Raw genomic sequence first — 19,013 nt, 5'->3', positions numbered from 1 at the left:
CGCCCCTCCCCCTCCCAGGAGGGGAGTAGGGGAGTAGGGTAGGGACGTTGCATAAGGGCGTCCGTACGGGAGTATTTTTTTGCCCAACTCTCGCCCAAAATACGCTCAATGCATGAGCATGAAGGGCTGAAAATCAAGGTATTTCAGACCTAAAAAGTCTAAAACCTTTACCTGTAAATGCTTTGATATTTATTCAGCAAGCCCTACAGCGGTTTTCATTTCAGTAAACCACAGTAGGGGCGAATGGCATTCGCCCTTATAGGTTTTTGGTTATGATGATGTGGTTTATCAATCTGAAAAGGGCTGTAATTAGCGATATAACTCCGTTCCGCTGACGCGACCAAAAAACTTTCTCTTTTGGCGTTGCTGAATTGAAGTATGAATGTGCGATTGTTTTGTTCTCGCCTTCGCCCCCGCGCATCCCCCGTTCAACAAAAAGCGCAGCAACATCTGGCTTCCCCCGATCCTGCGGGGGACGGGAGGGGGATCAAGGGGGAATTTTAGAGTTTTATTCCCCCCTATTTTGGGCAGGGCTAATTCATTGTCGCGCCTAGAATATTTACAACTCTATATTTTTGGTTAACTAACTCTAGCAAGATGTACAAAATTTCAAAGGATACAATTTTTCTCCCTTGACAATGAATTGACAAATGCTCCCCCACTCCCCCACTCCCCCACTCCCCGCTCCCCTACTCCCTTTTTCTCTGGTGACAATAAATTGACCCTGCCAATTTTGGGGGGCTAGGGGGGCAAAATTATACCCAGAATCAGCAACGTCTCTCTTTTTTCTTGCTTCTTCCTTCTTGCTTCTTCCTTCTTTATTCCCTCCTGACTCCTGACTCCTCCGTCGTTTATTTATAACTATTCAACCTAACATGATATAATATTAATATTTGCATTGGAGATAAATTTTTGATCGACGAACTGATATCATGTCCGTTGGTATCGTTTGTGTATAAAGTTGGGGAAATATCTAGCACCATATAAAGTTTTTCCTTCTCTTGTAGGAGCGATTTCCGTTCCGGAATGCTCCTAATTACCCGTTTGCGGAGCATGACCTAGGAAATCGCCCCTACTTCTTCCTTCTTCCTTACCTTCTCTATACAATATCGATGCTACCGGACATGATATGATATACTCAGCAATATTAAGTATATATCATATCTTTGGTTGATAAAAAAATTAAAGATAGATTTGATTTGCGTCCTCTTTTTTGATAATGAAAGCTACCCTTGACCTTGGAGAATTAAATGTCATTGCCAGATTTATTCGTTCTGGAAATGTTGTGTTTGATGTCGGTGCGTATATCGGTCAGTGGACTGATGAAGTTTTAAAATGCGGAGGCGATCGCCTGGAGATACATAGTTTTGAACCTCACCCGCAAACCTACCAAAAATTAGTAGGTAATCTCGCCCAAAAAATTAGTCTTGGGCAAGTTTTTGCCAATAACTTTGCCCTGTCTAATTCGGAAGAAATAAAAATCCTTTACGATTATCAGGATACTCGCTTCCTTAATACTTTATATCGCCGTAACTCCGAAGATGAAAAATTGTTTCATCTAGGAACGCCCAAGCAGTTTCCAATTTTGCTTACCACTCTTGATGCTTATTGTCAACGGTGGCAAATTAAACGGATTAATTTCCTCAAAATTGATATTGAAGGCAGTGAGTTGGATGTCTTAAAAGGAGCAACAAAAATGTTGCAGTCGGGCAAAATAGATTATCTCCAATTTGAATATGGCAGTACTTTTAAAGATGCAGGAATTTCCTTGAAAACTGTTTTTGAATTCCTACAACAATATCGCTATTCTTTGTTTAAAATTTTGCCTGATAAATTAGATTACAAACCAGAATTTTTGCCCGCAGATGAAGACTGGCAATGGTGTAACTTTTTAGCTGTTAACGAGCGTTTTGTTTCTGGAGTTTTGGGGCAGTTTCCCCAGATGTTCGATTTGGCAAAACTTTGTTCGCAAAATTCGATTCAACCAAGGGGCGTAATTCATATTGGTGCTTATGAAGGGGAAGAAATTCAAGCATATCAAGAAATGGGAATGGCAAATGTATTGTTTGTAGAAGCTAACCCCAAAGTATTTGACCGCCTCCAGAAAAAGATGGCAGGAATGCCAGAGGTGCGAGTAGCTAATTATGCTTTATGCGAGCGGAATGGTTTGGTGGATCTGCACATTGCTGCTAATGAGCAAAGCAGTTCGATTTTATCACCAAAAGATGATAGCGACCAGAGTATCTATACCAGAGAAATATCTAAAGTAACTGTAGAGGCAAAAACTCTGGATAGTCTCCTGGCAGAATTAGAATTGCCACCGGAAGATTTTAATCTCCTTAATATCGACATTCAAGGAGCTGAATTGTTAGCATTGCAAGGGGCGAGCAATGCGTTGCAATTTATAGATGGGATTAATATTGAAGTCAATTATGAGGAAATTTATCAAGGTTGCCCCTTAATTGACGATATCGACGAATTTCTGGAAAAAGTAGGTTTTGATCGGGTAGCAACGACCACACCTTATCACCATTCTTGGGGCGATGCTTTTTATGTCAAGAAACCGACTATTACCATGTCAACTTTGGGCAACAATGGCGGATTTGCCAATCAACTTTTCCAGTACGGTTTCTTAAAAATCTATGCCAAAGAACATAATTTGCGAGTAGAAACCCCAGAGTGGATCGGAAAAAATATTTTTGGGTTAGACGACCTGCTAATTAGGCGACCGCTCCCAGTTATTTCCGAAAATATAGAAAGCAATATGTCGATTTCTAGTATTGTCAATTCCCCAGAAACTTTAAGCAATGTTGATTTTTGGGGATATTTCCAATATCACACCGCTTACTATGTCAAACACCAAGAATATTGGCGATCGCTATTTCAACCAGTTGAGGAAATTCAAGGGAAAATGCAGGTGGCCTGGGAAGGTCTGAAGGCAAAAGGTAAGACAATAGTGGCAATACATTTACGACTGGGAGATTATTTTTATCTCTACCCTCATTGGATAGCTCCTTGGGAATGGTATGGCGAATGGTTGCGGGGTTTCTGGGAGACTCTGGAAGATCCGATACTTTATGTTGCCAGCGACGATGTAGAAGCAGTGTTGGGGTGTTTTGCCCAATATCAACCGATAACAGCAAAAGATTTAGGAGTTGAGTTACCAGAGGCAGAGTTTTATAGAGATTTTTATGTATTAAGTCACGCTGATGCTGTAGCAATATCGAATAGCACTTTCTCTTTTGCTGCTTCCATGCTCAACCAACAGGGCAAATTTTTCTGTCGCCCCCATTTTCCATCCCAGAAGTTGATTTCTTTTGACCCTTGGAATAGTTTGCCGTTGTTTAGGTAGTGGGACGTACATAATTTTGGCATTGCTGAATAAATGTGTGATTTCACAGGAGTCAGGAGTCAGGAGTTGTATGGGAATGGCTTCAATACCAGTTTTTAGGTTAGAAATTCTCTTTTTTTGTCAAAGAGATATCTCCTGCTCTTGTCTTTTAATCACACTTATTTATTCGTAATATCAAATCCGGTTAATTGCACTACCGAATCTGCTGATATAAGAGACTGTTGATAATTTCTTAAATTACTTCAATACTAGACATCTCCACCACGCTTATGGAGTAGGGAGTAGGAGGAAATAATTGATAATTTATGTACGATAATTGATTTGATTTTTGATGATTGGAGATGTCTATTTAATCTCCCCTGCTCTCCTCCACCGGGGGGTTAGGGGTGAGTCCCCTACTCTCAACTATATAATTAAGTATTCAACCGGATTTGATATAAGATTCTTTTTTCATGCATGGTATGATATCAAGTCCGTTTAATTCGGTATAAAAAAATGTTCCATCTTCAACCATTACCAAATATTTTTCTATCTCCGTTCTTAGAAACCTATGATAATCTATAGAAATCTATGATTATCTGTTCTATTCCTGCTTCATTCTGGCAACGTCGGCGTTATCCAGTCCACAAGCTGTCACGGTCGAACTGACCGCCATAGCTAAATTTAACGCTGCATTCAGGTCTCGATCGCAACTAAAATTGCAGCCTTCGCAATTGAAGACACGCTCCGATAAAGAAAGAAACTGTTTCACCTCACCACAGTGAGAGCAAGTCTTCGAGCTAGGAAACCATCTATCAACAACAATTAACTTAGAACCGTATAATTCACACTTATACTCTAACTGTCTACGAAACTCATAAAAACCCATGTCAGCAACAGCCTTAGCTAGCTTGTGATTTGATATCATTCCTGATACATTTAGGTCTTCTATTACTATCTGGCTGTGGTTTTTAGCCAAATAGGTTGTTAGTTTATGCAATGTATCTTTCCTGATGTTAGCTATTCTATTGTGTAACTGAGCTATCTTGAGTTGTGCTTTCTTCCAGTTAGAGGAAAACTTGGTTTTATTCCTGTTTAGGTATTGCAATCGTGATAGTTTAGATTCTAACTTTTTTGTAAGGTTTAGCACCTTCAAATACTTCACCAGTTGATAACGTAGCTAGAGATTTTACACCTAGATCAACACCAACCACGTCTACTGACTTCTCAGTAATTTGAGATTCTCTTTCTATTTTAAAGCTCAAAAACCAACGGCCTGCTTTTTTGCTAATAGTTACAGACTTAGGAGTGACATTATCTGGCAGTATTTCATAAGTTTTAATCCATCCAATTCGGGGCAGTTTGATCTGATTAAAACCGACTGTAATTGAACCATCCAAAGTGAAACTATCATCTCTACCTTTTTTTCTTGAATTTAGGTTGAGCAGACACTTTGCTGAAGCAACGTTTCCAAGCATTTGACAAATACCTCAAAGCATATTGAGGCGCTGTTTTAGATACTTCGTAGTACCAATAGTTATTAGGTTTAACCATTGCCACCAAAAGTTTATGCAGGTCGATAGATGTGGGAAATTTCAGTTTACCTGAAGAATTATTTGAATTGTGATCGAGAATGTTCCTAGTTAACCATAGTCCCCAATTATAAGCATGACGGGCTACACCAGCGTGTTTAGCCAGTAAAGTCTTTTGCCGATTGTTAGGGTGTAACTCAGTTTTAAATCCTAGTAGCATAAAACTAAATATAGATATTCAGAGATTATAGTAGATAATCATAGATTATGTCAAGCTGTTAATTACCCCACCTCCTATCTCCCCATCTCCCCATCTCCCCATCTCCCTAACAATTTCTTTATTTGTGAGTATTTAAAGAGACATGATATAAACTGGCTTTCTAAAATGTCTAATATAGTATCCGGATAATTAGTAATCGTATTAGAATAATAACCCTGAGTAAATATGCTTTTAAACTACTATTTATTATCTCTCTCCTCCTACTTAACTTTGTTAATAGATGAATAGGAGTTGACAAAATTACAAAAATATAATAAATAAAGACTATATATTTGTATTTAGTTAGACAATTTGATACAATAAAGATTAAAAGATTATATTTTTATTGGTCAGCATAAAATTATTTATTTGTGTGAGGTAAATTAAATGTACGGAAGACTAAAAATTAGACATATTCTGACTAGCACTTTAACAACAATAGCTAGTATTACCATAATTTCAATTTAGACAAGTGGATACAATAAAGATTAAAAGATTATATTTTTATTGGTCAGCATAAAATTATTTATTTGTGTGAGGTAAATTAAATGTACGGAAGACTAAAAATTAGACATATTCTGACTAGCACTTTAACAACAATAGCTAGTATTACCATAATTTCAATTGGGAGTATAGAGAGTTCCTGGGCAGAAGAATCTTATACTCAGTCTTTACAAGAACTCTATGATATGCGCGATCGCACAGTAGAAAAATTAGAATCTCTACCTACTCCCAGAAAGCAATTATTCTTTTCTGATAAGGATGACACTGTATTAGAAAAGCAACAAAACTTGCTACAAAAATTACAAGAAATTGAAGTTCAAATATTAATTGAACAACGAGCAAATGATAACTGGCGTCAAGCATTAACCCTGGGTGCTCAAGCATCAGAAGTAGGAGAGATGCAAAATCCAACTGTCAAAACTAGAGAAACAGAAAAACACCTCTGGCAGCAAGCTCTTTCTAATTTAGAAGCAATTCCTACCGATTCATTGATAGCAGAAAAAACTACTAAAAAGATCAAAGAATACCAGCGTAGTCTGAATGATTCTTATTATCAGTTAAACCTAACAAAATCAAACTTTTTAGAGAAAATTCGTAAAGACAGTGGTCTATCTAGCAGAGCAACGATCGCTATTTGTAACCTCCGGCGGAAATGTTTAGACCTAAACGGCAATAAACCACCTGCTAGTCCTGCTAGTTTAATTAAAGTTCCTGTTGCTGTAGCAGCAATGCAGAAAGCCTCCACAGAAAATATTAGTTTAGATACTCCTATATATGTGAGTAGAGGAAACTTTACTGAAGATGCTTCAGAAATTAGAGCAAGAAAGCCCTATCCCCTTAAAACTCTAGTTGGGCAAATGATTGACCATAGTAGCAATATTGCCACAAATCAACTTATTGATTATTTAGGACAACCTTATATTAATAAAGTTCTCAAAGATGATGGCTACAAAGTGATGAGTGTTAACTACAAACTGATGGGTAACCGGATCATGCCTAAAAATCCTGGTAAAGGTCGTAATACCCTGACTAGCAACGAACTGACAGATATGATGGTCTCAATATATAATTATGAGTATCCAAATTCTGATGTATTGATAGAAGCCTTAGCCCGTCAGAAGGATAGATTATTAGGATATGCTGCCCTAGAAGAATTACCAGAAGTAAAATGGCTTGGTGAAAAGACGGGAGAAAATTCTCGCGCTCTGGGTACTACTTTAGGATTAAGTATTAATGGTGAAGTGTATGTAATAACTGTAATTGATAGTCGTGGTGGACGCGATATCCAGATTCGTACCTCTATTAATAAGGTGGCAAAATATCTAATGGATAATGATGGCTTGCTCTAGTGCGGCTACGCGGAAGTTAAAAGTCGTAGGGGCGAATGGCCATTTGCTGACGCAAAGCTGCCGAATGGCGCCCCTACAAAAGCGAGTCCGTAATTCTGAGGTTTCCATTTTCTGCGGAAAGGCTACGCCAACAGAATGTAAGACGCACTCAAGACAGTCAAAAGTATTGATTGGTAAGCCTTTTAGGATTTTATAACTGGTTAGTTATTTCTGCCATCCTGCACTAGATAGATGACTAAGTACTCCACCTAATTTATACCTAATTTATACAGCGGATTCCACCTTGGTGAGGTACACCCGTCGCGGGCAAGATGCCCCCACTGGAAGCGTTTAATTGTTAATATCTGTACTTCCCACACAAAAAGAAAGTCAAAGATGGCTTGATAGTTTAATTAAAACTGAGTCAATCATTCCCAATCACTTGCAAGTAGTGACAATTGCCGACCGAGAAGCGGATTTTTTTAAGGGCTGGGTTGTTTGTCAGTCTCTTGTGGTTAATTAAACGTGAGTTCAAAAAAATTTTCATCGCCGAACTTCAGATTCACCAGGCTTTCAGCTTTATAGCTGATATTACCTCAAAATCATTCTTATCAACAAGCAGAACTTAATGACGATTTTCCCAGAGTCAGTTTGGCGATCGCCCTGACAAAATAGTTAATTTTTAGTAAGTTTTGTAGCTTATGTTACTTCAAAATCATTCTTATCAACAAGCAGAGCTTAATGACGATTTCCCAGAGTCAGTTTGGCGTTGGCGGAGGATGGTGGCGGCAGCTATATCGCTACTCCATACATAAAATGCTTTTTTTGTCAAATCTTATGTTAAGAAAGATGTGGGTAATGGATAGCTTAAAAGGGGAGGCTATTGACCTGAATTTTTCGGTCATTGAAAATAATTAAGAATAAGCAGATGAAAAAATATGCTATGAGAATATGTTAAATTGGATAGATTTACAGTTAGATTAAATAATCTAAAATCTAAAAAATGCTTAATAATATACATAAGCAATACTCTTTGTCCTGGTCCTGAATATTATTATGGCCATTTTATCCAAGACCGCCGGGGATGCCCAGTTTCCACCTGCAAAACCAAACTTAATTTTACCTTTAAATACCCTTGAGCTTTTAAGTCAGCTATTGCAACAAACAACTCAAGGTTTGAAGACCATATTAATTACAGAAGATATACTTGCGACTACTCAATCTCATAAATTTCCAGACCTAAAATTTACAGTAGTTATTTCAGAGGAGTTTAATGGACTTTTGTGGGGCACAATAGCCAAGGAGTCGTTAGATAATCAGATTCAGAAGATAGAAGACCGACAAAAAGATAATAATTCCCAATCTAACCCTTTTACCTTTCCTTTTTCAAGTGAAAATGTGGGAAATTTAAAATTTAATGTAGGTTTAACTTTTGACCCAGAGACAATCAAACTTTTTGTATACCAGGTTTTAAGTACTATAGAGGAAGATAATAGTAACTTAGCGATCGCCTCTCAAATTAAATCTAAAATAAGTAACCTGAAAGTCAATAATACAAATCTCCAGGATGAATTTACCTTGAAATTACTAAAATTATTGACTTATCATGAAAATATAGATTCTATTTTAGAGCAAACAAGTAGTCAAAAATCAATAAAAATAAATCTTATTCTCAGAAATCAAATTTCCTCTCCATAGATGATTCAAAAGTTGATATTTATGGATTATCAGGACCAGATTCAACACTGAATAATCAACAATATCCATTAGTATGTCAACCTATCGAACAAGCTCTAAGCAAACAACTAGAACAAGAGATACTTCTGAATCAAGTAACAACCAAAATTAGTCAAAATTTTGAACTACCAGAAATTTTATCCACTACTGTAGAGCAAGTTCAAAAATTAATTAAAGTAGATAGATTCTTAATTTATCAATTCAATAATCCCTTATCATTAACAAATAATGTTACATCCGAAAATCAACGAAAAGGATACGTTCAATATGAAGCATTAGCATCAGAAAATATTTCTTCAGTATTAGGTTTAACTGAAGAAGAAAACTGCTTTTATCTTCCACATAACTCTATAGCTAGATATAGTAAAGTCTATGTTCATGCCATAACTGATATAGAAGTAGTGTATGGTCAATTTCCTTGCTTAGTAGAATTGATGCAACAACATCAAGTTAAAGCAAAATTAGTAGTACCAATTATAGTCGATCGACAATTATGGGGATTATTAATAGCCCATCACTGTTCTATTCGAGAGTGGCAAGATAATGAAAAAAGATTTATCAAAAAAATTGCAGAACACTTAGCGATCGCTATTTACCAAGCTCAATTATATGGAGAATTGCAAAAGCAAAAACAAACTTTAGAAAAGCAAGTTGCCAGGCGGACTCAAGACCTTTATGATGCTCTACAAGCAGCAGAATCAGCTAATCTTACTAAGAGTGAATTTTTAGCCACAATGAGCCATGAATTACGCACTCCTCTCACTTGTGTTATTGGCATTTCTTCAACTCTTTTACGCTGGTCTTATGGCAATAGAGGAGCTAAAACAATACCAATACAAAAGCAAAGAGATTATTTACAAATAATTCATGATAGTGGCGAACATCTCCTAGAATTAATCAATGATATTCTAGATTTATCTCAAGTAGAAGCTGGCAAAGCAGTTTTAAAGATTGGTAATTTTTTCTCTCTAAATTAAGTTATGAAGTTTGGAAAATGTTTAGAGAAAAAGCAGAAAAAATGAAGTCAAATTCATTGTAGAACAAGCAATAAATCCACAACAAGATCCATTTACTGCCGACAAAAAGCGAGTTAAACAAATTCTAGTTAATCTTGTCAGTAATGGAATTAAATTTACTCCTAGTGGTGGGAGTGTCATACTTAAAGTTACAAGAGATAAAGATACAGCAATTTTTCAAGTAGAAGATACTGGTATAGGAATTTCTGAAGAGCAAAACCATTATTATTTAAGAAATTTCAACAACTAGATTCTCCTTATAATCGTCAGCAAGGTGGTACAGGTTTAGGTCTGGCTTTAACAAAACAATTAGTAGAACTTCATGGCGGAATTATTGAAGTAGAATCTGCTGTTAATTTTGGCTCTACTTTTACCGTAAAATTACCAGCACAAACACTCACATTAAAAACGAAGAATTAAAACAAAAAGAAGAAAATTCACCTAATATTTTATCCTTGCAAGGTAGCGTAGTATTGATTGAGCAAGAAGAAGATATTGCTACATTAATTTGCGATATTTTGACAGCAGCAGGATTAAAAGTTGTATGGATAATAGAAGGTTCTACAGCAGTAGAGCAAACCATTTTGTTGCAGCCTGTTGCTGTAATTGTAGATATGCAATTACCAGGAATAGATGGTGTAGAAATTATCCAGCAGTTACGCCAAACAAATCGTAGTCAAACACTCAAAATTTTGGCATTAACTACTTTTGATACATACATAGATTCAGAATCTTGTTATGCTGTTGGTGCAGATGAATGTTTGACTAAACCAATTAATCTCGAATATTTATTGAGTAAAATGATAGACTTACTGACTAAGTAGGGTTTGCTGAAAAAAGCAGAGTGTGGGGAGGGTGTAAGATTTGACACGGAGACACGGGGACGCGGGGACGCGGTGTGTCAGTGACACCCTATCTTCCTCTCTCCGTGTCTCCGTGTCTCCCCTTCTCCGTGTCCTCCTGTGGGGAGCTTGGGAAGACAGAGAAAGTAGGAGGAATCATTGTTCGAGAGATTTTTATGCCATACTCACCCCTCAAATTCTCACTCAAATTCTCACTTTTTGAGGGTAAGTGAATTGAAACAGGCGCACATTCTTCTAATCTCAAAAGGCGCTTATATCAAATCCGGTAGTATCGGTATAAAATCTTTTGAAGTAGGAGTCAGGAGTCAGGAGACAGGAGTCAGGAGGGAAAAAATTTATAAATATTTGGTAATGGTGAAGATGGAGAATGTTTTTATATCAAATCCGGTAGCATCGGTGTTATTAAATCTTTAAAGATAAGAGTAGGGGCGTTTTGCTACCGCATAACTCCGTTAACGCTCCGCGACATATAAAGCGCAGCTTTGCGTCAGCAAATGGCCATTCGCCCTTACCAATTGTATAGCGATTAACAGAGTTATATTACTCCGAAGCCAACGGATTTGATATTACCTTTATTTACCAGTGCTTTGATAGTTAAACTGATAACTGATAACTGATAACTGAAATGACTAATAAATACCCAAACTTATCATTAATACAAGGTTTAATCGTTTCTTGTCAAGCTCCCACTGACTCCCCTTTACATCATCCAGAAGTCATTGCAGCTATGGCACAAGCATCTATAAATCAGGGAGCTTCAGCAGTGAGAATAGATACCCCATCTCATATTCGAGCAGTACGACAGAGAATTACTCAACCAATTATTGGTTTGTGGAAGCAACAAATACCAGGATTTGAAGTTTATATTACGCCCCAATTTTCAGATGCAGAAGCGATCGCCAAGGCCGGAGCAGATATTATTGCTGTTGATGCTACTGCCAGAAAACGTCCGGGAGGAGAAACTTTAGTAACATTAATTACTCGTATTCATAATGAATTAGGAAAACCAGTAATGGCAGATGTAGATACTATAGAAGCAGCACAATTATCTGTAGAAGCAGGTGCCGATTTTGTTGCCACTACTCTATATAGTTATACTGAGCAAACGATCGCCAAATCTCCTCCTGGTTTTGAGTTGCTAAAACAGATAGTAGAAAACTTAGAAGTACCAGCAATTTGTGAAGGAGGTATTGCTTCTCCCGCAATGGCAAAAAAAGCTATGAATTTAGGAGCTAATGCTGTTGTTGTTGGGACAGATATTACAGGAATTGATAGTAAAGTCAAAGCTTACCGAAAAATTGGGTTTAAAGCCTCGCCCTTCTAGGGCGACTTTTTAGTTTATTTTTTTTTCACAGACTATGTTATCATGTTGTTAGTTCAAAAGTCATTTTATGAAAGCGAGATTTAAGTACCGTATATATCCAACATTGGGACAAAAACACCGATTGGCTAAGCTATTTGGTTGTGTCCGTGTGGTCTGGAATGATAGTCTAGCTTGCTGTCAGGAAAAGTACAAATCAGGAGAGAAGAAGCCTGTTAACTCACAACTACAAAAACAGTTTATTACTAAGGCTAAAAAAAATGAAGATAGAGAGTGGTTATCAGAGGTTTCTGCTATTCCATTACAGCAATCTTTAAATGATTTAAACCGTAGGGGCGAACGGCCGTTCGCCCCTACAAACTTTTTTCAATCAACCAAAAGCAACAGAAAAGGTAAACCTATAAGACCTCCACGATTCAAAAGTAGGAAGTCAAGACAGACCGCTAGGTTTACAAAGGGAGGGTTTAAAATTGGTCAGCATAAAGTTTATTTGGCCAAGATAGGAAAGCTGAAAATAGTTTGGTCAAGAGAGTTACCCGCTGCTCCATCATCAGTAACAGTAATCAAAGATTCAGCTAATAGATATTTTTTGAGTTTTGTAGTAGAAATACAACCAGAAACTTTACCTGAAAATAAAAATTCAGTAGGTATAGATTTAGGAATTAAAACTTTTGCAACATTGAGTGACGGTACAAAGGTTGATGCTCCTAAGCCACTCAAAAAACGAATCAAGAAATATCGAAAGTTAAGTAAGTCATTATCTGACAAAACCTTAGGGTCGAAACGATATGAAAAAGCTAGACTGAGAGTTGCAAAGTTCTATGCCAAATTAAAGGATACTAGGGCAGATTTTCTACATAAATTATCTACTGAAATAATTCGTGAAAACCAAACAATTGTTTTAGAAGACTTGAACGTTTCAGGTATGGTTAAAAACCGCAAACTATCCAGAGCAATTTCTGATTTAGGCTGGAGACAATTCCGAACGCTATTAGAAGGAAAAGCTGAAAAATACGGTCGCGATTTTCGAGTAATAAGCAGGTGGGAAGCAACATCTCAAACCTGCTCTACTTGTGGTTTTAAAGGTGGTAAATTAGACCTATCAGTGCGAGAATGGGAATGTCTCAACTGTGGTACAAAACACGACAGAGACGAGAATGCAGCAATAAATATATTAGTCGCGGGCGGGCAGTCCGAGACAAAAAACGGACGTGGAGGCAAGCGTAAGACTAGCGTCAAGGTAGCAGCAGTCTGTGTTAGCGGCAGCTATGCGAAGCAAAACGTCAACCCGTCGAGGAGCTAAGGCTCGGTAGGAATCCCCGTGCCTTTAGGCCGGGGAGGATGTCAAAAAATGGAGATTATTTCTTAAGTGAGAGAGTGAGGGAGTGAGGGAGTGAGAGAGTGAGGGAGTGAGGGAGTGAGGGAGTGAGGGAGTGGGGAGTAAGGGAGTGGGGAGTAAGGGAGTGGGGGAGTGAGGGAGTGGGGGAGTGAGGGAGTGAGGGAGTGAGGGAGTGAGGGAGTGATATGATATCCGCTTAATTAGTAATAAAAACTTTCTCAGGATTTACGCACAGACACTAAATCAAGTGAGGGCGCAATTCGGAGCTTTGCGGAACGCAAATGCCATTTGCTACGCACAACTACGTTAACGCCCCTACATATGGTGCTTTCAAGGTTAATTTGCGTAATTCCTGTTTCTTTTTCTATTCCTTCTTTTTTCCTCCTAATATCAAATCCGTTTAATTCGGCACGTAAAAAATGTTCCATCTTCAACGATTACCAAATATTTCTCCCCTCCAGGGAGGGGTTAGGGGTGGGTCCCCATCTCCCCATCCCCCCACTCACAAGGGTAGGTTTTTTACATAGGATAGTGGAGATGAGACAAGGAGGACAAGGAAGGAAAGTAGACAAGGAAGAAAGAAGATGAATGTATATTACGAAGTATTCACAACAAAAGATGATTGTGGAAATAATCCATTTAAGGAAATACCTTTACCGCAAAGTAAATCAGCAACAATATTAATTAGTCCTTGTAAAAAACAAGATATAGTTCGATTTGTTGGCTTCAATTCAAGTTGCTGATTTTCACAGTTTTCGGTAATTACTTGGTTTTTGAACTTGTCTGATAAATGTCGCTGTTCATTAGTACCAACTGTTACAGTCCAGAGAGTAGCTACTGCCATAGCTAACCAGATTCTCTCAGCTCTAGCTGGTTCTCTTAATCTGGTTTTATGCCACTGCCAACCATCACTTTTAACATCTCGATAACTTGATTCAATCCAAAAGCGTAAACTGTACCATTGAGCATTTCCTTGTTCTGGTTCTAAGTCAGTAATAATTAACCAAGGAGTTTTGTAACCTTCAGACCAACAGGCTAATAAAGTACAATCAATAGGGTTAGTTTTAAAACAACTAACCTTACCTGACCAACTCATTGCTGTTTGAGGCACAACTGTCTTTAAAGGTTGCCATTCATTTTCCCCTATTATTCGATATGTTCCTTGATCATTGATTCTCAAAAAAGGATGCCAATTTAAAGCACAAATTTCAGCAAATAACCAATCAGCATACAATCCCCTATCTGCCAAGACAATGACTTGCCAATCATCAGGTATGGCATTTGATAAAGATTTAAACAGATTTTGCCAATGAGGCTTCGAAGAGCCTTTTTCTGTACCTTTCACAATTTTCCAGGCTACAGGAATACCACAACCCTGATAGAGAGTATGAAGAGACAGAACCGTAAAGTTTTGCCCAATATTAGTTGCATCTATTGCCAATGGCAGCCATTTTTCCTCACTATTCCATAAGCTAATAATCCATTTTAGTAAAGGTACAAAGCATTTATTAACATCTAATTCAAGTCTATTTTTACCTTTTTTTGCCTTACTCTCTTGATACCATTCTTTGAGTCGTTTTCGTACTGTATTAGTTTTTTCTCCATTCACTTTAGCAATCAATTCAGAAACTCTAGTTAGACTGCTTGAGCCAGTTATAACCATGCCAAAACTCCAACTAACTAAGCCTGCTATTTCCGGTAATGACAAATGAGGAAAGTGATAAGATACAATTCTTGACCAGTCTTTAAGATACTTATTCTTTAACATAGCTTAACCAATTAACCAATTTTCTGGAGCATTAATCATTTTGACTAGTCCACTTAAAATTTGATTATATTTGCTATATAATTCTCTTCCTTGTTCTGGAGATATATAGTTACACTTCACAGCAAATTTGAGCCAGACTTGCGTTTGCTGCAGATTCAGCTTCACAATCATTTAATAAGCGCGACAAATGATGCTTGATACCTTCTTTTTCGCCACGCCTCCGCAAGGTTGGCACAAACAGAGCGCTCCGGAACGACGAATTTGGTCAGTCAGAGAGTATCTTTCTTCAGTAGGGAATTGTTTTGATAATTCAAAGATAGTCATAGCCGCATCAAATGCTTTTTGATAGATAATGATATCTTCATGAGTTTTAATCCCTCTTTTTTCTTCTTCTCCCTTGTCCACTTTCCCCCCTTGTCTACCTTGTCTAACTCCCATTATACGATTAATGTAAAAAACCTACCCTTGTCAGCCATCCCCCCATCCCCCCATCTCCCCATCCCCCTATCTCCCCATCCCCCCATCTAATTACACCGATGCTACCGGATTTGATATAACTCGGTCCTCCTGACTCGGTCCTCCTGACTCCTGAGGACTCCGTCTTTATTTATCACTATTCAACCGGACATGATACTAGGGCGTGTCATCAATTAAATCTGAAAGTGCTATGTAGCAAGAGTTTTGAGCTTTTGGCCTGGAAATACTCCAGACGCTAAAAACCTTGACTCACAAAGCTTATAGTTCTAATTGATGACAGACCCTAGGGATCTAGGAGAGAAAAAAAATCTTGCTTTGTCTGGGTTTTAAGCTTTTAATTATGTTATATACAATAATGGCAACTGCTATAATCGGCGTTGCTGAATTGAAGTATGAATGTGCGATTGTTTGGTTGTGGTCAAGCCCCCTAAATTCCGAATTTAGGGGGACTTTTAGAGTTTTATATCAAATCCGTTTAATTCGGCACTTCAATAATTGATAATTGATAATGGATAATTGATAATTACCTCTCCCTAAAAGGAAGAGGATTGAATAAAAGGAAAATTTTTTCTCTCTTGGTCGATTGGATATGGCGAGGAGACCTCGCCATCCCTCGACCGCTTGTTTCCCCTTGAAAGGGGAGGCTTTAAACCTAAATTATTTAATTATTTAATTATTTAATTCTTAATTCTTCGGTAAAAAATGTTCCATCTTCAACCATTACCAAATATTTCTCGATATTCCCCTCCTCGGAGGGGTTAGGGTGGGTTCCCATCTCCCCATCTCCCCATCCCCCATCCCCCATCCCTCCATCTAATTACACCGATACTACCGGATTTGATATTATTCCCCCAATGGGTGGGGGGTAGGGGGCTTGCATCATACCCATAATCAGCAACGCCCTATAATCATTCATTTTTCACTCATAGCAAAATGTGGTGTTCTATACCACGAACTAGAATTCGAAAATATATAATTAAGTAAGTATACTAATTAACCACACATAGACCAATCTGATAATTAATCTCAAACCTTGGTAATGCCTGGGCAAAAACCTAGCTTTTACCAAATGTCTAATATTAAAGATATATGATATATCTATGAGAAAGTGGTTAATATTCCGGATAAAATGCAGGGTGTAAAGAAAAATCAAGATGAAACACTTATGCAATAATAATGGCTCAAGATATTAGTTTATATTTTAAATTTCCTTACGTTGCCAGAAATGCTGCGCAACAAATTGCATCGAAACGTAGTCGCTTTGTACAAGCATTAACAATGATGCTAATAATTACCAGTTTAATTGGCATCAATGCTTATCGTGTAGTACAACTACAATTAATTCAGGGAGAGTATAACCGGGAACGTGCAGAAAACAACCGCATTCGTCTAGTGCCAGTGGCCGCAAGTCGTGGCACAATTTACGACCGCAAAGGTAAAATCTTAGCGGGTAACCAACTCTCTCGCTCTGTATATTTGTGGCCTCAAGAATACTCACCTACAGAGTGGTCAGAAGTTGCAACAGAATTAAGTTCAATTTTAAACATTTCCGCCAGCGATATTATCAACAAGCTAGAAGAGGTTGGCTATAATTCACCCCTAGCAGTCAGAATTATTTCTAATCTCGATCCCACTACCTTCATAGCATTAGCAGAAAAAGCTGGTGAAACACGAGGACTAGAAGTCCGTACCGAAAATATCCGGCACTATCCTAATGGCAGTTTAGCAGCTCATCTGATTGGATACACTGGCGAAGCAACCAAAGAAGAATTGATATCTAACCCCAAATACCCAATGGGAATGATCGTTGGTAAAATGGGGATAGAAAGTACCGCAAATTCTACCTTGGAGGGAGTTTGGGGTAATCGTTTGATTGAAGTTGACGCTAAAGGTAACGAAATCCAGGAATTGGGAGTCGAAAACCCAATTTCAGGCAAACCAGTCAAATTAACTATCGATCTCGATATTCAAAAAGCAGCAGAAAAAGCCCTCGGAAACCGCCGGGGTGCTGCAGTTGCCATCAATCCCAAAACAGGGGAAATCTTAGCAATGGCAAGCGGACCTACATTTGACCCTAGCCTATTTACTGGTAAGATGACAACCTCGGAATGGCAACGTCTGCAAGGTGCAAGTAAGCCCTTTTTGAATCGTGCGCTCCAGGGTTATCCACCAGGAAGCACTTTCAAAGGTGTTACTTCTGTTGCAGCACTCCAGTCTGGTAAGTATTCTCCTAACTCTAGAGTGAGAACTTATAATTCTGTCACTATTGGTGGCATCACTTTTAACGAACATAGTGGAGGTTATGGGTTAATTGGTTTTAGGGATGCTTTAGCTTACAGTAGCAATACATTTTTCTATCAAATGGCTGTGAATATTGGCCCGGAAATAATTTCTAAGTCGGGTCGAGAGTTAGGTATTGGTGGCAGTATTGACTTAAAACTATTGGGAATAGATGGTAATCATGGTCAAATTCCCACTCCTAAAGAAAAAGAAGAGATTTATGGAGAACCTTGGCATATTGCTGATATTGTGACTATGGGTATAGGTCAAGGTTTGGTGTTGGTAACTCCTTTAGAATCATCAGTGATGGTCAGCACGATCGCTAATGGTGGGTATCGAGTGCAACCTCATTTATTGGCATCTCAAACTGGCACTGCAGCTACTAAATCAATTAAAACTGGTCTGAAACCTTCAAGTATTAATACAGTGCGCGAAGGATTAATTGATGTGGTGAGGAAGGGTACTGGTCGGAGGTTGAATGATGGTACTATCCCGTTATCTGGGGGTAAGACTGGTACGGTGGAACTTCCAGGACAAGCAGATAATGCGATGTATATAGGGTTTGCACCTGCTTATAATCCTGAAATCGCTGTAGCAATTGCAGTTGAGGAAGGTGGTTACGGTTCGGTAGGTGCGGCACCTATTGCTAAAGCTATTTTTGATGCTTATTTTGCTAATAAAGGAAAATAGTATAGCAGAAGGAAGAAGGAAGAGGGAAGAGGGAAGAGGGAAGAAGGAAAAATCTTACCTTGTCTGAGAGACTGTTTGTAAAGTTTTGTAATGTACAATGATAGCCCTTTAAACTGTAACAACTTAGTTATTTATGCCAGACTTTATAGGCTAAAATACTCAATTTGCGAGTAGTCAAAACACTTCATAATTCTTTACAAACAACCTCTGAGTTTTCAGCTTTTGATCTGTCCGCGCTCTTTCCTTAGACTCCTATAGTATTATGTCCGGCTAAATAGACATAGGCGTGATAATCAAAAATCAAAAAATTATCAATTATTTCTCCCTGTTCCCTGTTACCTTACAACTAAATAATTGTTTTAACCAAAAGACGTAGTGCTTTTTTTATGAAAAAAAATTCCTCATTCTTCCTTCTTCTTTCTTCTCTGCTGACTCCTGACTCCTCCGTCGCTTTTTATAACTATTCAACCGGACATGATATAATTTTAGACTTCCTGTCAGAAAAGCAATACTTCTAGTATTAGTTTAAAGTATATTTGTATAACATATTTGATAGTGAGGTTTATGG

The 19,013-nt window shown here is 38.0% G+C and carries 15 protein-coding genes and 2 pseudogenes; 11 read left to right on the top strand and 6 right to left on the bottom strand.

The annotated features are described in order from the left end of the window. Nucleotides 1-1,219 precede the first annotated feature (1,219 nt). A complete protein-coding gene (locus SAGCYANO_RS28205) occupies nt 1,220-3,352 on the top strand; it encodes an FkbM family methyltransferase (RefSeq protein ID WP_202223107.1) in 2,133 nt (710 codons plus the stop codon). Between the two features lie 583 nt (nt 3,353-3,935). On the opposite strand, the gene SAGCYANO_RS45820 is transcribed toward SAGCYANO_RS28205, so the two are convergent. The 3 genes from SAGCYANO_RS45820 to SAGCYANO_RS45810 are packed head-to-tail and all read right to left on the bottom strand — an operon-like array spanning nt 3,936 to nt 5,083. Next, nucleotides 3,936-4,439: a transposase gene (locus SAGCYANO_RS45820; protein ID WP_237396785.1), complete on the bottom strand. Its 504-nt coding sequence runs from the start codon at nt 4,437-4,439 to the stop codon at nt 3,936-3,938. 10 nt (nt 4,440-4,449) lie between these two features. Then, nucleotides 4,450-4,809 carry a hypothetical protein gene (locus SAGCYANO_RS45815; protein WP_237396784.1) on the bottom strand — a complete coding sequence of 120 codons (360 nt, stop codon included), beginning with the start codon at nt 4,807-4,809 and terminating at the stop codon, nt 4,450-4,452. Beyond that, nucleotides 4,748-5,083: a helix-turn-helix domain-containing protein gene (locus SAGCYANO_RS45810; protein ID WP_237396783.1), complete on the bottom strand. Its 336-nt coding sequence runs from the start codon at nt 5,081-5,083 to the stop codon at nt 4,748-4,750. Before SAGCYANO_RS45810 ends, SAGCYANO_RS45815 begins: the two co-directional genes overlap by 62 nt. Before the next feature lie 587 nt (nt 5,084-5,670). On the opposite strand from SAGCYANO_RS45810, the gene SAGCYANO_RS28195 reads away from it, so the two are divergent. The 9 genes and pseudogenes from SAGCYANO_RS28195 to SAGCYANO_RS28170 all read left to right on the top strand — a co-directional run bounded on the left by SAGCYANO_RS28195 (nt 5,671) and on the right by SAGCYANO_RS28170 (nt 13,194). Further along, a complete protein-coding gene (locus SAGCYANO_RS28195; protein WP_202223106.1) occupies nt 5,671-6,975 on the top strand; it encodes a serine hydrolase in 1,305 nt (434 codons plus the stop codon). A gap of 334 nt (nt 6,976-7,309) precedes the next feature. Further along, nucleotides 7,310-7,477 (top strand): hypothetical protein, encoded by a 168-nt coding sequence (locus SAGCYANO_RS28190; RefSeq protein ID WP_202223105.1) that lies wholly within the window; start codon nt 7,310-7,312, stop codon nt 7,475-7,477. Nucleotides 7,478-8,010: 533 nt separating this feature from the next. Then, nucleotides 8,011-8,652, top strand: a complete 642-nt coding sequence (locus SAGCYANO_RS28185) for a hypothetical protein (protein WP_202223104.1) — start codon at nt 8,011-8,013, stop codon at nt 8,650-8,652. Then, entirely contained in the window at nt 8,604-9,668 is a 1,065-nt protein-coding gene (locus tag SAGCYANO_RS45805; protein ID WP_307785985.1) for a histidine kinase dimerization/phospho-acceptor domain-containing protein, read from the top strand. Before SAGCYANO_RS28185 ends, SAGCYANO_RS45805 begins: the two co-directional genes overlap by 49 nt. 55 nt (nt 9,669-9,723) lie before the next feature. Beyond that, nucleotides 9,724-9,957: an ATP-binding protein gene (locus SAGCYANO_RS49485; RefSeq protein ID WP_307785984.1), complete on the top strand. Its 234-nt coding sequence runs from the start codon at nt 9,724-9,726 to the stop codon at nt 9,955-9,957. A gap of 29 nt (nt 9,958-9,986) precedes the next feature. Beyond that, nucleotides 9,987-10,127, top strand: a pseudogene (locus SAGCYANO_RS48160) (ATP-binding protein); the annotation flags it as partial. 53 nt (nt 10,128-10,180) lie between these two features. Then, the gene (locus SAGCYANO_RS45795) at nt 10,181-10,531 is read left to right on the top strand and encodes a response regulator (RefSeq protein ID WP_237396781.1); all 351 of its coding nucleotides are present in this window, start codon (nt 10,181-10,183) and stop codon (nt 10,529-10,531) included. Between the two features lie 664 nt (nt 10,532-11,195). Next, the gene (locus SAGCYANO_RS28175) at nt 11,196-11,894 is read left to right on the top strand and encodes an N-acetylmannosamine-6-phosphate 2-epimerase (RefSeq protein WP_202223103.1); all 699 of its coding nucleotides are present in this window, start codon (nt 11,196-11,198) and stop codon (nt 11,892-11,894) included. 121 nt (nt 11,895-12,015) lie between these two features. Next, a complete protein-coding gene (locus tag SAGCYANO_RS28170) occupies nt 12,016-13,194 on the top strand; it encodes an RNA-guided endonuclease InsQ/TnpB family protein (RefSeq protein WP_375340008.1) in 1,179 nt (392 codons plus the stop codon). Nucleotides 13,195-13,825: 631 nt separating this feature from the next. On the opposite strand, the gene SAGCYANO_RS28165 is transcribed toward SAGCYANO_RS28170, so the two are convergent. From SAGCYANO_RS28165 to SAGCYANO_RS48155, 3 genes and pseudogenes are all read right to left on the bottom strand, one after another. After that, a complete protein-coding gene (locus tag SAGCYANO_RS28165; RefSeq protein WP_202223101.1) occupies nt 13,826-14,998 on the bottom strand; it encodes a transposase in 1,173 nt (390 codons plus the stop codon). Nucleotides 14,999-15,001: 3 nt separating this feature from the next. After that, a pseudogene (locus tag SAGCYANO_RS28160) lies at nt 15,002-15,322 on the bottom strand (four helix bundle protein). Nucleotides 15,323-16,148: 826 nt separating this feature from the next. Then, nucleotides 16,149-16,280, bottom strand: a complete 132-nt coding sequence (locus tag SAGCYANO_RS48155) for a hypothetical protein (RefSeq protein WP_255502738.1) — start codon at nt 16,278-16,280, stop codon at nt 16,149-16,151. Between the two features lie 371 nt (nt 16,281-16,651). Between SAGCYANO_RS48155 and mrdA the strand changes: the two genes are divergently transcribed. After that, the gene (gene mrdA, locus SAGCYANO_RS28155; RefSeq protein ID WP_202223100.1) at nt 16,652-18,445 is read left to right on the top strand and encodes a penicillin-binding protein 2; all 1,794 of its coding nucleotides are present in this window, start codon (nt 16,652-16,654) and stop codon (nt 18,443-18,445) included. Nucleotides 18,446-19,013 lie beyond the last annotated feature (568 nt).

Origin of the sequence: Okeania sp. KiyG1 (genome assembly GCF_014132355.1) — a bacterium.
GTDB lineage: Bacteria > Cyanobacteriota > Cyanobacteriia > Cyanobacteriales > Microcoleaceae > Okeania.
The sequence above is the reverse complement of the archived record's forward strand: the minus strand, read 5'-3'. Positions and strand labels throughout refer to the sequence as shown.

Excerpts from the sequence above, each read along its gene's own strand:
- SAGCYANO_RS28205 (WP_202223107.1), top strand. The coding sequence starts at position 1,220 with ATGAAAGCTACCCTTGACCTTGGAGAATTAAATGTCATTGCCAGATTT.
- SAGCYANO_RS45815 (WP_237396784.1), bottom strand. The coding sequence starts at position 4,809 with ATGCTTGGAAACGTTGCTTCAGCAAAGTGTCTGCTCAACCTAAATTCA.
- SAGCYANO_RS45810 (WP_237396783.1), bottom strand. The coding sequence starts at position 5,083 with ATGCTACTAGGATTTAAAACTGAGTTACACCCTAACAATCGGCAAAAG.
- SAGCYANO_RS28195 (WP_202223106.1), top strand. The coding sequence starts at position 5,671 with ATGTACGGAAGACTAAAAATTAGACATATTCTGACTAGCACTTTAACA.
- SAGCYANO_RS28185 (WP_202223104.1), top strand. The coding sequence starts at position 8,011 with ATGGCCATTTTATCCAAGACCGCCGGGGATGCCCAGTTTCCACCTGCA.
- SAGCYANO_RS28175 (WP_202223103.1), top strand. The coding sequence starts at position 11,196 with ATGACTAATAAATACCCAAACTTATCATTAATACAAGGTTTAATCGTT.
- SAGCYANO_RS28165 (WP_202223101.1), bottom strand. The coding sequence starts at position 14,998 with ATGTTAAAGAATAAGTATCTTAAAGACTGGTCAAGAATTGTATCTTAT.
- SAGCYANO_RS48155 (WP_255502738.1), bottom strand. The coding sequence starts at position 16,280 with ATGGGGGATGGGGGATGGGGAGATGGGGAGATGGGAACCCACCCTAAC.
- mrdA (WP_202223100.1), top strand. The coding sequence starts at position 16,652 with ATGGCTCAAGATATTAGTTTATATTTTAAATTTCCTTACGTTGCCAGA.